Origin of the sequence: Chryseobacterium vrystaatense (assembly GCF_000737765.1) — a bacterium.
Lineage (GTDB): Bacteria > Bacteroidota > Bacteroidia > Flavobacteriales > Weeksellaceae > Chryseobacterium > Chryseobacterium vrystaatense.
The window spans coordinates 308,309-323,418 of the sequence record NZ_JPRI01000001.1; the positions used below are offsets into that span (position 1 = coordinate 308,309).

The following is a 15,110-nucleotide window of genomic DNA, read 5'->3' on the forward strand; positions in this document are numbered from 1 at the left end:
GCAGAAAAGTCAGCAAAGGGCATCGATAAATACGATTAACCAAATGCTTATTTTTCCTTTAAGGCTGAATGTAACACCTTGCGCAGGGGCAGGTTGTTAAGATTTCACTGGGTCAGTTCCCTCCATCTTTCTTTATAAGCCGATCGAAATATGTCTGCAAATCTAAAAACAATTAGTCTACAAAACAAGTAGACTTTAAAGTTTTTTATGATATGTTTTCAAAAATTAAGTTAATTTTTAACTAAAACACGCTCCAGTAAAGCATTACATCATTATGACATCGACAAACATGATAAATATCATTACAGATACTACAATGAAACAAAATTGAAATTAATCTCAAAAAAAATATTATTATACTTCTAAACTTTTTAAATTTATATCATGAAAGTTTTAATTGTAAACGGCCCCAATTTGAATCTTTTGGGAACAAGAGAACCTGAGATCTATGGAAACACCTCCATGGAATCCTGCATGGAAAAGCTGAGATCTGAATTTACATCTGATGAGCTGGATTATTATCAGTCCAATATTGAAGGAGAAATTATTAACAGACTTCAGGAGGATAATTTTGACGCTTTAGTAATCAATCCCGGTGCATATACCCATTACTCCTATGCTATTGCAGACTGTTTAAAGAATATCAGGAAACCGAAGATCGAAGTTCACATCAGTAATATTTACAAAAGGGAAGAATTCCGTCAGAAATCTGTAACAGCAGCAAATACGGATGCAGTCCTGTCTGGTTTTGGGATGAATGGATACAGACTGGCTTTGCTAAGTTTAAAATCTTAGTTACATTCTCTGATTCCAGAGATTGATGCAGCCTTCTGGATGGTACTTCCTATAATAAGTAATGGACAGCTATAGAAATAAAAAAGCCTCATCGATGATGAGGCTTTTGTTTTATTAAGTAGTTTGCTGTTGAAGCTGAGGTCCTGAAGAAATTAATTTCTTCCCTTCTTCAGTATCACAGTACTGTTCAAAGTTTTTGATATATCTTGCAGCAAGATCTTTTGCTTTTTCTTCCCATTCTGCCGCATTGCTATATGTTTCTCTAGGATCTAAGATACCTTCAGAAACATTTGGAAGCTGCGTAGGAATTTCAAGGTTCATGATTGGAACCTGAGTTTTAGGAGCATTTTCGATAGACCCGTCAATGATCGAATCGATAATCGCTCTTGTATCTTTAAGAGAAATTCTCTTCCCTGTTCCATTCCATCCTGTATTTACTAAATAAGCTTTAGCTCCGTGTTCCTTCATTTTTCCGATCAGTGTCTTAGAATACATCGTCGGGTGAAGGGTAAGGAAAGCTTCTCCAAATGCAGGAGAGAAAGATGGTTCCGGTTCAGTAATACCTCTTTCTGTACCGGCCAGTTTGGAAGTATATCCACAAAGGAAGTGATACTGAGCCTGGTTTTCATCTAAAATTGAAACCGGAGGCAATACTCCGAATGCATCAGCAGAAAGGTAAACGATCTTCTTAGCATGTCCGGCCTTAGAAGGAAGAACAATCTTATTGATATGGTAAATTGGATAAGATACTCTTGTATTTTCGGTAATAGATCCGTCAGTATAATCAGCAACTCCATCGTTCACCATTACATTCTCAAGAAGTGCATCTCTTTTGATTGCTCTGAAAATATCCGGCTCTTTCTCTTCAGAAAGATCAATTACTTTAGCATAGCATCCTCCTTCATAGTTGAATACTCCATTATTATCCCAACCGTGCTCATCGTCACCAATCAGGAATCTTTTTGGGTCTGCAGATAAAGTTGTTTTTCCAGTTCCTGAAAGACCGAAGAAAAGAGCAACATCTCCTTCTTCTCCTACGTTTGCAGAACAGTGCATAGAAGCCATCCCTTTCAATGGAAGGTAATAGTTCATCATGGCAAACATTCCCTTTTTCATTTCACCGCCGTACCATGTACCTCCGATGATCTGTATTTTTTGGGTAAGATTGAACATAATGAAGTTTTCAGAATTCAATCCCTGAGCTTCCCAGTTAGGGTTGGTTGTTTTAGAACCGTTGATCACTGTGAAATCCGGCTCTCCGAAGTTTTCAAGTTCGTAATGAGACGGACGGATAAACATATTAGTAACGAAATGCGCCTGCCACGCTACTTCAACGATGAACCTTACTTTAAGTCTTGTATCTGTATTGGTACCACAAAAAGCATCAACAACATAGATTTTTTTAGCCTCAGAAAGCTGGTTCAGCACTAATCCTTTACAAGAATCAAAAGTTTCTGCTGTGGTAGGAAGGTTTACTTTCCCGTCCCAGAAAATTGTATCTCTTGTAACATCATCCTGAACTATATATCTGTCTTTAGGTGAACGACCTGTGAAAATTCCAGTTTTAACTGATACTGCACCGGATTCCGTAAGTTCAGCTTTCTCAAAGCCTTGATTTTCAGGAGACACTTCAGCCTGGTATAACTCTTCGTAAGATGGGTTATAGACTAATTCATAATTTCCTTTAATCCCTAATTTTTCTAAATCCTGGATGATTTTAGCGTGTTTCATTTTACTTATATTTTCTATTTCTTTATTGGGTTCAACAAAATTAATATTAATTATTTGTTAAAGGTGGTTTAAATATAATGATATAAGTCAGAATGACAAATAAAAAAAAAGGATTGTAAATTATTGATTATAAATTAATTATATCAGACCATTGAAAAACCGCATTAAAACCTTTTCCCCAAAAATAGTCCTCATAGCCGTGAAATTTGGTACTCATTACAAAATCTCCGCCCCAGGCTCCTAAACTTTTAACAAAAACCGGGCAGTCTGCAAAAAACCTGTCTTTAACTGTAGAAATTTCAAGGAATTTTGATATTTTTTGTTCATGAATCAACATGAGCTCGGAAAACATTTCCAATTCGTTGCATAACAAAACTTTTTTTGTGATATCCGAAAATTCGTCAATGAGAATTTGAGACTTAGGTTTTGACTTGTAAAAATTAATCCCTTCTCTACTGTCCTGTTTCTGATTTAAATGAATAAAGATCAGTTCATTTTTAAACGGTGGATCAAAGACTACCGTTTCATAAGAGATCTCAGGCTTACTTCGGAAAATAATGGCTGTTTTTTCTCTGGCAACAGCAATATCATATCCACTGCCTCCTAAACTAATACTGTTGAGATGGAAGGGATCGATACCTGCCCATTCAGCCAGATTGTTCATTAGGGTAGAACTGCTGCCGAGTCCGTAATCTGCAGGAAACTGAAGATTGGTCTTCAGATGGTATGTACAGTTATTTTTGAATTTGATTTGAGAAAGCTGCTGAACATTTTTTAAAGTTTTAAGAATAAATTCAGCGCTTGAAAGAATATTGGACTCTACAATCTGCCAATTGTTATAATCAATGACAGCCTTAAGCCATAATTTGTTTTGATGATAAGCCTCCCAATAGATCAGGGATCCTGTATCATCTTTTTCTTCAAAAAAAAACTCTTGTCCAAGCTTGGTAGGTACCGCCAGGACAAGAGCTCCGTCTATTGCGAAATATTCTGAAGTAAGCATAAGCTTTCCCGGTGAAAATATTCCGCTCATATTTTTTTATTAGATTGCTGAAGCAACATCTACAGAACCGTCAATTTTCTTGATCAGTCCCTGAAGTGTTTTTCCTGGTCCTACCTCCACAAAGTTAGATGCACCGTCTTTGATCATGTTCTGAACAGACTGCGTCCATTTTACAGGACCTGTAAGCTGAGCGATCAGATTTTGTTTGATCTCTTCAGGATTGGTCACCGCTGTAGTCGTGATATTCTGGTATACCGGAATTGTTGCTTTTCTGAATTTCGTTTTTTCAATGGCTGCTGCGAGTCTTTCTTGTGCAGGCTGCATCAGTGGAGAATGAAACGCTCCGTTTACAGGAAGTAACAATGCTCTTTTTGCACCTGCTTCTTTAAGTTTTACACAGGCTTCTTCTACTGCAGAAGTTTCTCCTGAGATCACCAATTGACCAGGACAGTTATAGTTAGCCGGTACTACAATACCGCTGATCTGTGCACAGATCTCTTCAACTTTTGCGTCTTCAAGACCTAAAATTGCGGCCATAGAGCTCGGATTTGCATCACAGGCTTCCTGCATCGCTTTTGCTCTTTCGAATACCAGTTTCAGACCGTCGTCAAAAGATAAAACTCCGTTGGCAACCAGTGCTGAAAATTCTCCTAAAGAATGCCCTGCAACCATTTCGGCTCCAAGACCGTTCACTGCTTTTAGAGCAGCTACTGAATGTATAAATATTGAAGGCTGGGTAACCTCTGTTTTCTTAAGGTCTCCATCCGTACCGTTGAACATCAAGGAAAGAATATCGAAACCTAAAATTTCATTGGCAGATTCCATTAAGTCCTTAATGTCTTTTCTAGAATCGTACAATTCTTTTCCCATTCCTACGAACTGAGAACCCTGCCCAGGAAATACAAGTGCTTTCATGTAATGAATTAAATATTATGCAAATATAAAGATAATGTTAAAAATATTCCTTTAAAAAGGCATAAATCAGTTAAGGTACTAATCTAATCACGCGATAGCCAGTATTTACATACGCCCCGTTTGCTTTAGATTTTACAAACTCAAACTTGGTAGCAAGCTGGGTCTGCACTTTATTCATCTGCTTAAAAATCTCTCCTTTTTTATTTTCTCTGGTTAGCATGTCATTCACAACATCAAAACCAACGATGGCATATTTGGGAGGTATTTTGCAGTATTTACTTTTATAAGCGGCCAGAATTTCTTTTTCGAAACTACCGTCTGCATTGATCTTTCTGTCCATAAGATAAACAAGGCTTGCCTGGCTCAGATCGTCTACTTTCTTCTCGAAAACCGAAGAATAATACATACTGAAAGCTTTCACTCCCTGTACTTCTTTGGAAAGCGCTATCACTTTATTGGCAAAAGCTTCTCCGGCAGCATCATTATCACTGGCTAAGATCGCAATAACCGGAGCAGACTGCCCAGTCATCATGTTCTTATCCAGCTGAATCTCTGAAGGAGAATTTACTATAATAATATTTGGATTTTTAACTGCTTTTTCGAGACCGCTTTTGATGTACCCGGCAATTTCTTTTTTGCTGTCTGCTACTACATAGATTTTCTGATCTGAGTAAATTCCTTTTACTTCTTCAACGATTTTATCTGCGTAGGTCTGATCATTGGTTTCAACAATAATCAGGTTGCTGTAATTGTACAGTTCCGGAGAGTTGGCAAATGGTGCTACAACCGGAATTTTCTGATTTTTGGTAAAATCAAGAACATCAATCACATTTGACTTGAAGAAAGGACCAATAATCAAATCTGTGTTATCAGGATTGATCTGAGCCATTGAATTTTTAAACGAAGCTTCATTTCCTGAATCAACAATTTTGATATCAAGCTTCTGTCCGCCTCTTGCATTTCTTTCGATAGCAAGTTTTGCTCCTGTCAGGAAATCCAGTGCCATTCCTCTGTATTGAGTTTCGTTGGTACTGTATCCGAAAGGAAGCATTAAAACAACGCTCAATGCATCACCGTTTTTCTTCACATATGCAGGATCCTGTTTTTTGATCTTTAAGACCATTCCTGCTTTCAGTCCTTTTGAAAGATCGGGATTCAGAGCAATTAATTCATCGATTGAAACTCCGAACTTATTAACGATAGAGAACACGGTGTCTCCCTGTTGAACGGTATAAGTCACGTAGTCATCAACTACAGCAGTTGATGCTGCAGTCGTAGATCTATCGTTTCCTGAATCTATTTTAGTTTTTGGATTCACAGGTTCAGAAACTGAAGCTGTATCCGTTTTTACTTTCTTTACTTTTATGGTTTCACCAGGTTTCAGTCCTTTTTCTTCCAATCCCGGATTTAAGGTATACAATTCCTGTTGGCTGATTCCAAACTGTTTTGTAATTCTGTAATAATTATCTTTTGACTGGATCACATAAGTTTCTCCCTCAGCTGCTGCTGGTGAAGAAGTTTCCGTATGAGTTTCTGTCTGTTTAGGGGTTATCGCTGCAACAGGAGCAGTCTGCTGATCTCCGCCATATTTTTTGATACTGTCTAATGGCAAAATGATCTCATCCCCAATTTTCATATGGGTATCAAGTTCAGGATTCAGTTTTCTCAGATCTGTTTCTGAAATATGGTACTGTTTTGTAATTCCGTAAATCGTCTGCTTAGGCTGAAGAATAATTTTTCCGGCCTGAGCACTTGAATGATTTGATTTTGCTTTTTCAGCGACTGCAGGCTTAGAAACGGGAGCGGTCTTCTCAGCTTTCACTGTTACTACATCTCCTATCGCCAGCTTACCGTCTTTGAATTTTGGATTCAGCTTTAACAATTCATCTACAGTTATCCCGTATTTCTTTGCAATATTATATGGATTATCTCCTTTTACTACGGTGTGCGAGTTCTGGGCAGACACCCCCAAAACCATACATAAACTGGACAAAATAAAAAACCTCTTTATCATACTCGATAATTATATTTACAAAAATACTTCTTTAAAATTAAATGGCAACAATTATTAATTTGGATTCTTGAACCACCATTTCTTCCCAACAATTTTCAAGCCATGAATAGCCATAATCTGAAAAGAAAACACTGAAGTTATACACTCTTTCCTGCCATGTTTTGGAAGGGTGAACATCTAAAAACAATTTTTCCAATCTTTCCAACAGCTCACTCTGTTTTATCTTTTCTGCATGAAGCAGACGCTTTTTCATTCTTTTAAATGATTTCAGCTGCCTTACTTCTTCTGCTGTCACCATATCCCCGAAAGAACGTTCTGTGGTTTCTGCTATGGATCTCAATTCGGAGAATCCTTTTTCCAAAAGTATTTCTTTTTCCTCAAGCAGTGATAATATACTGTTGTTTTTTAGAATTTTCTGATTGGTAATTGCTGTAAAACTTCCGAAGAAGTCTTCAATATTCAAATCAAGTTTCTCAATTTTTCCAACCGTTTTTTCTTTGATAAAAAGCATGGAGTTCCTTGGAATCAAAACCGGAAAAGGAATATTAACTGCTGCGAAATAATCTTTAAGTTCCAGCCAGTACATGATCTCAGCATTTCCTCCGATATAGGCCAGATTGGGAAGTACCTTTTCCTGGTACACGGGACGCATTAATGCATTAGGACTAAATCTTTCCGGATTATGTTCCAGTTCGTGAAGTATTTCTTCCCTGCTAAATCTTTTATCTGTATCTACAATATTATATTTTTCTCCGTCAAAATCGATCCTGTCTCTGGTTTCAGAAAGATAAAAAAGATTGATTTCTCGTGGATTAACCTGTACTTTTCCGTATTTTTCAGTGAGAAAATCTACTTTTTCTTTTGAATTTTTCTGTAAACTGAAATGCATCAGTTCATCCTTGAAAATATCTTTGATCTGTTCTTTAAGTTCTTTGGAATCACCATCCATGATAAGCAGGCCAAATTCAGAAAAAAGTCTGTTTACTAAGGTCTTAATAGCCTCCGTAAGTGTATTTCCAACTTTATAAGCTTCTTTCATCATCAGGATCAACTCTGTTCCAAATACGGAATCTTTAAATTCCTTTTCAAATTCAGAGATGAAAAAAGTATCACTGATCGTGATCCTGCCTACCGGCCCGCCAGACTTTTCATTGATCTCATAATAATTGTTTTCCGTCTTAAAATGATTGATCTCTGCAAAATCATGATCTTCCGAGGCCATCCAATATATGGGAACAAAATTAAAATCAGGAAAATTTTCCTTCAGGTAAGCACATGTTTTAATGGTCTGTAATATTTTATAGACAAAGAAAACCGGACCTGAAAATAAATTAAGCTGATGTCCTGTCGTTATGGTAAATGTATTGGGTTGTTTAAGGTTTCCAAGATTTTCCTTCTGCTTTGACGAGAGGGTAAGAGCAGAAAGCTGTTCTTGCAATACATCCGATAAAATCTGCCTCTGACCTAAGGTAAAAGAATTTTGTTTAAGGTTAATCTGGTCTTTAAAGTGGTCTAAAGAAAAGGTGCTGTTTTCAAATCCTTCAATTTTTTGGTTCAGAAAATCCTTTACCAATTGAGGAATGCTTTCTATATCGTTAAATGATATCTTATTTATTGTTTTCAACTTCGTTTGGCTTTTAGTTGAACAAATACCACACAATTCCGATGTTTAGTCTAAAATCATAAACCGGATAATGTGGAAATGCATATGCTTTATTAGTAGAGATAAAAGTTCCTATTTGCTGCCCTTCTACATAGAAGAACATTTTTTTAACCTTCATATTAATATAAAGATCCGCGACAGGCTGTCCTCCGATAGAAAATGAATCTGCCCTAGGCATAATATATTCGTTGAGAATTGGAAAATACTCTCTCGACGCAAATTTTGAGAAGTAATAGATCTTAACCCCCATTTGAAGTTCAGCTGCATCTTTAAAGGCTTTACTCTGGAAGAAGAAATTGGCTCTTCCGATGAAACTTGGCATTGGAAGAAGTTCTTTATTTGTCAATGCATTCTGGAAATGAAGTCTTGTATTCAGATGGAATTTTCCAAAACTGAATGTAGCGTCTCCACCGATCTGAGAAATGTTCAGCGAGCTGCTGCTTTGTTGTGGTGCTCCGTCTGAATTGAAATACGTGTAATTATCGATTCTGAAATAGTTGGCAAAAATCTCTGTTTTAAACCATTTCAGATTAACACTTCCTCCGATTTCCGTTACTGTCTGGTTTTTGGCATTTTCGAGGTAGTAATTATATTTATTGTAAACCGAAGTATTTAAAAGGTAGTTAAATGAAGGATAGGCACTCTGGAAATTTACTTTTGCGTTGACAAAGTAATCTTTTATTGGCTCGAACTTGATGTTGTTGGCTGTTCTAAGATAACTTCCAAACTGGCTTCCATTTGAAAATTCTAAAAATGATTTCAACTGGAATTTGTCCCAAAGTTTAATCTGTAAATTTCCTACAGCTCCGATTCTGTTTTCTTTAAATTCACCGGGAAGGGCTACCCCATTTACCGTAGCAAGATCTCTAACTCCAAATTTCAGCATCTGATATCGTACGCCCCCATCAAGTTTGAATTTCTCATTATTGAAAACAAGGCTTACGGTATTGCTGAAATTATCTGAATATTTTTTGGTGGTAAGTGGAAAACCGTTCATCAGTTCTGTAGCGGCATCATCATACCAATAAGGTTCTACACTACTTTGATTGTAAAAATATTTATTTCCCTGATGAGACAGCGTATGTCTGATGCTGAAGGGAAACTTTTCTGAATTAAATGGTGTGAACTGATGGGTAAGGTAATATCTTCTGTAAGAGTATTGTGAACTTGATGAAGCCAGATTAACCTGAGCATTCTGTCTGTTTTTATAGTTACTGTCACCGCTCTGGAAAAGATCATCTTCAAGGATTCCTCCACTTTCCTGATTGTTTACATTCTGATGAAGGTAGTGGGCAAACAGCTCATAGTTTCCACTTTTAGACACATAATGTCCTGAGAAGAGCGTATTGTTATTCGATGCTAATGAATTTCTGTAAAATCCCTGAGACCGAAGCCCCATATACTCGATGGCAAAATTGAATCTTTTCCCGATATTCTGTGTATAGGTAGATTTCAGTGCAGCCCCGTTTTTCATAGCAGTATGGTAAACGAAAGTGGCAGTAGGTGTTTTTACATCATAATATTTTATTTCATCAGCCCCCATGATCATGTATGATTTATTGGAAGGCAATAAAGACAGATTCTGTTCCGGATTCACTTCATAAACGAGAGGATTGAATCCTGCTCCGATATTGGCTACCTGAGCTCTACCAAAGTTATCGGTATTATTATATTGTGAAAAGATATGTGTTTTTTCAAAAGTCATTACGGTATCAAAGATTTTCTTTTCAGAAAACTGGGTCTGATACAGATAATCATTAATGGTAGGTTTAAAGATTTTAAGGGAATCTTTTCTTCCCGTGTCTATGACAAGGGTGTCTTCTTCTTTCTGTGGACTCTTTATATCTGTTTTATTCACGACTTGAGCCTTCGAGACAAAACCGAAGAAGATGATTATAAAAAGGATGTACTTCATTATAGATTTTTGTACCGCAAATTTAATAAAAAAAAGCGGTCCTATTTTTTGGGACTGCTTTTTAGTTTAATAAAAAAAGAGACTGTCTTTTGGACAGTCTCTTAAATATTTATTAGAAGTTTGGATTGTTATCCACTTCTGATTGTGGTATTTTAAAATACATACGATTGTCATCATATTGAATTGGAACACCTACTAAGAATTTGTGGTTAGCACCTCTAACCATTGTTCCTTGGTTTCTCTTCATGGCCATGTAAGCTTTTCCTTCACCCCATAACTCAAGTCTTGTCTGCTTATAGATTTCTTTCTGAAGAGCTACACCAGATAATGCGTTTATATAACCAGTTACCTTCTCTTCTGTACCAGCAGCATTAAATCCATACATTTTCACATCCAACAATTGTTTAAGGATTGTCTTAGCTTCCGCTTCCTGTCCACTTTTTGCAAGAGTTTCTGCTGCAAGCAAATAAAACTCATCAACTCTCATAAATAAATAGTCATCACTGATCTGTCTCTGTCCCTGCTCTATTCTTTTTGCGTTAAAGAATTTGTTCATAGGAATATAATCACTATAATCACCATTGTCTGTATTACTGAACTGAAGTTTCCTAACATCTACTATTGGATTACCTTGAGAATCCAATATAGGATTACCAGCAGCATCCTTACCGATAGAGTCATATAAATTTGCATCGATTCCTTTAGCATCACCAACACTAGCATATCCGTAAGTGAAAATATCTATCATACCCCACCAGCTTACAAGATCTAAACCGTTAAGGATAACAATATCATACCCCCACATCCAGCTCTTTGTATTGACATCATTAAATCCACCACCACCACTGGTAGCTACATCATAATAAGTTTCAGTTCTAGTCGTAAGTGGATAACCATAATCACTAATTACAGACTTAGCCAAAACAGCAGATTCTGCATTTTTCCCCATAGCAGCATAAACATATGCTAATATTCCTTTAGCTACACCCTGATCTATCTGTCCTTTAAATTCTCTTGTAAATCCATTAAAATAATCAATAGACTTGGTAAGATCATCTACTATTTGAGCATATACTTTTTCCTGAGTAGCCTTTGGTCCTGCCTGTGGATTAAAACTTGTATAAAGAGGAATTGACTCTGCTGTTGCATTATATTTAGGCGTATACATCTGCAAAAGGTTGAAATAAGCGTATGCTCTAATCGCCTTAGCCTGTGCCATCTGCTGCTTTGTTTCAGCTGTTGTAGGCACTGCATTGGTTCCTCCTAAAATATCAATAATTTCATTGGCAGCATTGATCATTCTGTAATAAGATCTCCATACTTGTCTGCTGTCATTATTGGTTGGATTCACCTGACCATCTGTACTTGCTATCGTTGAATACCATCCGTAATTCAAACCTTCCAAAGCCATATCACCAGACATCATATCTGTATAAATATCCCAGCCTTTCTGTCCAAAATCCGTATGGTCAGGACTAGCACCAGTATAGTTAATCTCATTATTCCCCGTATTCATACGGATCATCAATGTGTAAAGTCCTTTAACCTTTTGCTCTACAGTCGCCGTAGAAAGAGTTTCCGTCGGACTGCTCTCTAAAAAGTCATCTTTACATGACACTAAGCTTAAAGTTGAAATAGCTAATAGACTATATAATATTTTCTTCATTTTTCTAAATTTTAAAAGTTAATCTTTGCACCAAAAGTAATTGTAGATAGAGGGTTATAAGTATACTGGCTTGTACCACCTGTTTCAGAAACCGAAGGATTATACCCCTTTCTCTTACTACCGATCCATAAATTATCTCCACTTACATATAAAGTAAGTCCTGTAATACCAATGCTCTTAATATAATCCTGTGACAAATTATAAGCAAGTCTCACATTATTAAGCGCTAAATAGTCTGATTTAGTTAAGAATCTGCTTGAAACAGAGTTATATTGAGTATCACCAGCTCTGTTTGAAGTAAGTCTTGGTACATCTGTAATATCACCAGGGTTCTGCCATCTGTTAAGGATATCAGTACTCCAGTTATTTCCTCCTACCTGTCTGTTATGCATCAACCCTGCGTATGTAGAATCATATCCATAACCTCCCATACTGTACAGGAACTGAGCACTCAATTCAAATGCTTTGTAACCTACACTTAGGTTAAATCCTCCACTGATATCAGGAATAGCAGATTTACCTACAAACTTTTGCGTTGCAAGAGCATAGTTTTCTGTTTTTCCTTCTAATATATTAGCTCCCGGATTGTTCGCCATATAATCAGTTAAACTTGTGATGTTCTCACCAGCATCCATTACACCGTTTCCGTTACCATCTACCCAGTTTACAGTCCATTGAGCAGCACCTGTTGCAGAATTAACACCCGCCCAGTCTCTCATATAATAATCGTACACTGAATGTCCAACCGCTCTTCCGTATCCACCAGAAATATCTACGATTTTATCTCTTCCGGTAGCAATATCAATTGGCATTGCTGTCAGTTTGTTTTTCATCAACTGTCCGTTAATACCAAAATCAATGAAGAAGTCATCTTTGTTAATGATGTGCGCCTTAAGATCAAATTCAAGACCTCTGTTCACCAATACTCCACCATTTAGTTTATCAAATGTATTACCTGTAGAAGGAGCAGTACTTGCGTTAAATATCAGATCAGTCGTTCTCTTTTGATAGTAATCAACATTCAACTCAATGATTTTCTTTTTAAAGAATGCTAATTCTAAACCTCCCTGTGCAGTTGTTGTTCTCTCCCAACCTAAAGCAGGGTAACCTCTACCTAACAATGGTGCTCCTGCAGTGTCATAGAAGTTATCTGCAACTGATACAGTATAACCAGGATAGAAACCTACTCCTGCCTGATCACCAACAGAACCATAACTTGCTTTAACTTTTAAGAAGCTAATGACTTTATTATCAGCAAGGAAATTTTCTTTAGATGCTAACCAAGAAGCACCCACTGATCCAAAAGTTCCCCATTTATTATTTAAGAATCTTGATGAACCATCTCTTCTTACCGTACCTGTAAGGAAATACTTTGATTTATAGTTGTAATCAACTTGTCCAAAGTAACTTTCAAGGGTATATCCCTCTTTGTATGAGCTTGCCTGAATCGCTCCGATACCCTGATTAAGTTCCGGGATCATTTGAATAAGATTCGCTCTTCCTGCGTTAAATGTACTTAATTCCCAAGTGTTACTTTCATGAGCAGCAAATGCATGAATACCATGGTCTCCAAACTTTCTAACGTATCTCAACATCTGCATCCAGTTATACACCATCAATTCCTTCTTCTCTTTGTATACATAACCATTTGAAGATGCCTGCGAACCATAATATTGGTTATTAAGCTGATCCTCGCTTTGGTTATAATACTGTCCACCAATTCTGGTTTCAAAGCTTAATCCTTTAGTAATATCAGCCTTCCAGAATGAGTTCGCATTAATTTCGTGCTTGTATCTGTTATTCTGATCGTAGGTAGCATCAGCAATTGCATTCGTAAGAGCACCAAATCCTCTTCCTTGTCCGTAATCATATTGATTACCTCCAAAATATGGATCAGGAACCATACCTCCCTGTGCATTTCTAAGGAACAACGGATAGATTGAAGGGATGTTGTCTACAAACCAGAAAATACTTCCAGAATCCGCTGACTGTCCATTTCTTTTTGTCTTAGCATAAGTATACCCTAAGTTAAATTCTCCTTTCAACCAAGGTTTAGCCTGATGAGATACATTTAATCTTCCTGTATATCTTTCATATCCTGAATTGATAGAATATCCTTCATCTTTCAGGTAACCGATATTGGTATAGTATGTTGTTTTATCAGAACCTCCACTTATTGTAAAGTTATTTTCAGTTCTTACTGAAGTCTGGAATGCATAATCTTCCCAGTTTTCAGGGTCATATCTACGTCCAACACCTGGTCTTACTTGTTTAGTATTAGGATCAATTAAGTTAGCGGCAGTAAGCCCCCACATATTGTATTTGTTGTTAATACCCGCACTACTGAATAATCTTGCATTAGCATATGCAGTAGGGTTAGCATTACCATTGAATTTACCTTGGTTATATAAAGCTTCCCAGCTTAAACCAATATATTCTTCAGGAGATTTGATTACTTCATATCTTGGAAGTAATGACATATTAAATCCAACTTTAGATTCAATCTGCACTACGCTCTTATTAGCCTTACCTTTTTTAGTGTTAATAACGATTACACCATTCGCTCCTCTCGCACCATAAATTGATGTCGCAGTAGCATCTTTCAATACTACCATTGATTCGATGTCATCAGGGTTGATCGCTGAAACATTTCCTAAGTATGGCATCCCATCTACAACATATAGTGGGCTTCTGTTACCATTTACAGAACCAAAACCTCTAATTCTGATTGTACCTTCCGTACCTGGCTGTCCGGAAGTATTAATTACTTTAACACCCGCTACTTCTCCAGCTAGAGCTTGTGAAACAGTAGAAACGCTTTTCGCGTTAATAGATTTCACATCTACTTTGGAAGCAGTCCCAACATAAGTATCTTTAGGAACGGCACTATATCCCACAATTACTACCTCATCAATTTCTTTTGTTGTAGGAATTGTGTCTTTACCATTTTTTTGTGCGGACAAAGTTTGGGCTCCTATAAAGAACAAAACTCCTGCACTTAATACACGTAGTTTAACATTCATATTAACAAATTTTAATATATTTAATTCGCAAATATGTTAATAAATATTAACACTCACAAATATTACACTTATGTAAGCATCTGCTTTCTTTTGTATATTGTTTTTAACTATTCCGTGATATAATACAGATTAAACAATTATATACAGCTTTATTTGCAGAAAATATTTTTTTTTCACCCTTGTTATTTTTTTTAACAAATTATCGCCAATACATGAAAAATTATTTAGAACCATTATAAATTAAAGAAAAAAAATTATATAAAGAAAAATATTATGTAAAAAAGTGATTTTCATGTATTTATAACTATTATTTTCATTGTACACTTTCTTATAATAACTACTCGTATAGGTGCACTGAAGGGCTAAAACTCAACAATTTGACCTC

General features: G+C 36.5%; 9 protein-coding genes and 1 riboswitch. Of the genes, 1 reads left to right on the top strand and 8 read right to left on the bottom strand.

What is annotated here, in order from left to right:
• Window positions 1–44 precede the first annotated feature (44 nt).
• Window positions 45–141: riboswitch (SAM riboswitch) on the bottom strand.
• A gap of 243 nt (window positions 142–384) precedes the next feature.
• Entirely contained in the window at window positions 385–795 is a 411-nt protein-coding gene (locus tag IW16_RS01445; RefSeq protein WP_034738955.1) for a type II 3-dehydroquinate dehydratase, read from the top strand.
• Between the two features lie 114 nt (window positions 796–909).
• Here the strand turns inward: IW16_RS01445 and pckA are convergent, their stop codons facing one another.
• The 8 genes from pckA to IW16_RS01485 form a co-directional block, all read right to left on the bottom strand.
• Window positions 910–2,526, bottom strand: coding sequence for a phosphoenolpyruvate carboxykinase (ATP) (gene pckA / locus IW16_RS01450; protein ID WP_034738957.1), 1,617 nt, complete (start codon window positions 2,524–2,526; stop codon window positions 910–912).
• Between the two features lie 127 nt (window positions 2,527–2,653).
• Window positions 2,654–3,559, bottom strand: a complete 906-nt coding sequence (locus tag IW16_RS01455) for a GYDIA family GHMP kinase (protein WP_034738960.1) — start codon at window positions 3,557–3,559, stop codon at window positions 2,654–2,656.
• 9 nt (window positions 3,560–3,568) lie between these two features.
• Window positions 3,569–4,444 (bottom strand): ACP S-malonyltransferase, encoded by an 876-nt coding sequence (fabD, locus tag IW16_RS01460; protein WP_034738963.1) that lies wholly within the window; start codon window positions 4,442–4,444, stop codon window positions 3,569–3,571.
• Window positions 4,445–4,514: 70 nt separating this feature from the next.
• Window positions 4,515–6,458, bottom strand: coding sequence for a LysM peptidoglycan-binding domain-containing protein (locus IW16_RS01465; protein WP_051889829.1), 1,944 nt, complete (start codon window positions 6,456–6,458; stop codon window positions 4,515–4,517).
• Between the two features lie 37 nt (window positions 6,459–6,495).
• Entirely contained in the window at window positions 6,496–8,082 is a 1,587-nt protein-coding gene (gene bshC, locus IW16_RS01470) for a bacillithiol biosynthesis cysteine-adding enzyme BshC (RefSeq protein WP_034738968.1), read from the bottom strand.
• Between the two features lie 13 nt (window positions 8,083–8,095).
• Window positions 8,096–10,036: a putative porin gene (locus tag IW16_RS01475; protein ID WP_034738970.1), complete on the bottom strand. Its 1,941-nt coding sequence runs from the start codon at window positions 10,034–10,036 to the stop codon at window positions 8,096–8,098.
• Window positions 10,037–10,148: 112 nt separating this feature from the next.
• Window positions 10,149–11,702, bottom strand: a complete 1,554-nt coding sequence (locus IW16_RS01480; RefSeq protein ID WP_034738972.1) for a RagB/SusD family nutrient uptake outer membrane protein — start codon at window positions 11,700–11,702, stop codon at window positions 10,149–10,151.
• Between the two features lie 11 nt (window positions 11,703–11,713).
• Window positions 11,714–14,725: a SusC/RagA family TonB-linked outer membrane protein gene (locus tag IW16_RS01485; protein ID WP_051889833.1), complete on the bottom strand. Its 3,012-nt coding sequence runs from the start codon at window positions 14,723–14,725 to the stop codon at window positions 11,714–11,716.
• Window positions 14,726–15,110: the final 385 nt, after the last annotated feature.

Excerpts from the sequence above, each read along its gene's own strand:
- IW16_RS01445 (WP_034738955.1), top strand. The coding sequence starts at position 385 with ATGAAAGTTTTAATTGTAAACGGCCCCAATTTGAATCTTTTGGGAACA.
- pckA (WP_034738957.1), bottom strand. The coding sequence starts at position 2,526 with ATGAAACACGCTAAAATCATCCAGGATTTAGAAAAATTAGGGATTAAA.
- IW16_RS01455 (WP_034738960.1), bottom strand. The coding sequence starts at position 3,559 with ATGAGCGGAATATTTTCACCGGGAAAGCTTATGCTTACTTCAGAATAT.
- fabD (WP_034738963.1), bottom strand. The coding sequence starts at position 4,444 with ATGAAAGCACTTGTATTTCCTGGGCAGGGTTCTCAGTTCGTAGGAATG.
- IW16_RS01465 (WP_051889829.1), bottom strand. The coding sequence starts at position 6,458 with ATGATAAAGAGGTTTTTTATTTTGTCCAGTTTATGTATGGTTTTGGGG.
- IW16_RS01475 (WP_034738970.1), bottom strand. The coding sequence starts at position 10,036 with ATGAAGTACATCCTTTTTATAATCATCTTCTTCGGTTTTGTCTCGAAG.
- IW16_RS01480 (WP_034738972.1), bottom strand. The coding sequence starts at position 11,702 with ATGAAGAAAATATTATATAGTCTATTAGCTATTTCAACTTTAAGCTTA.
- IW16_RS01485 (WP_051889833.1), bottom strand. The coding sequence starts at position 14,725 with ATGAATGTTAAACTACGTGTATTAAGTGCAGGAGTTTTGTTCTTTATA.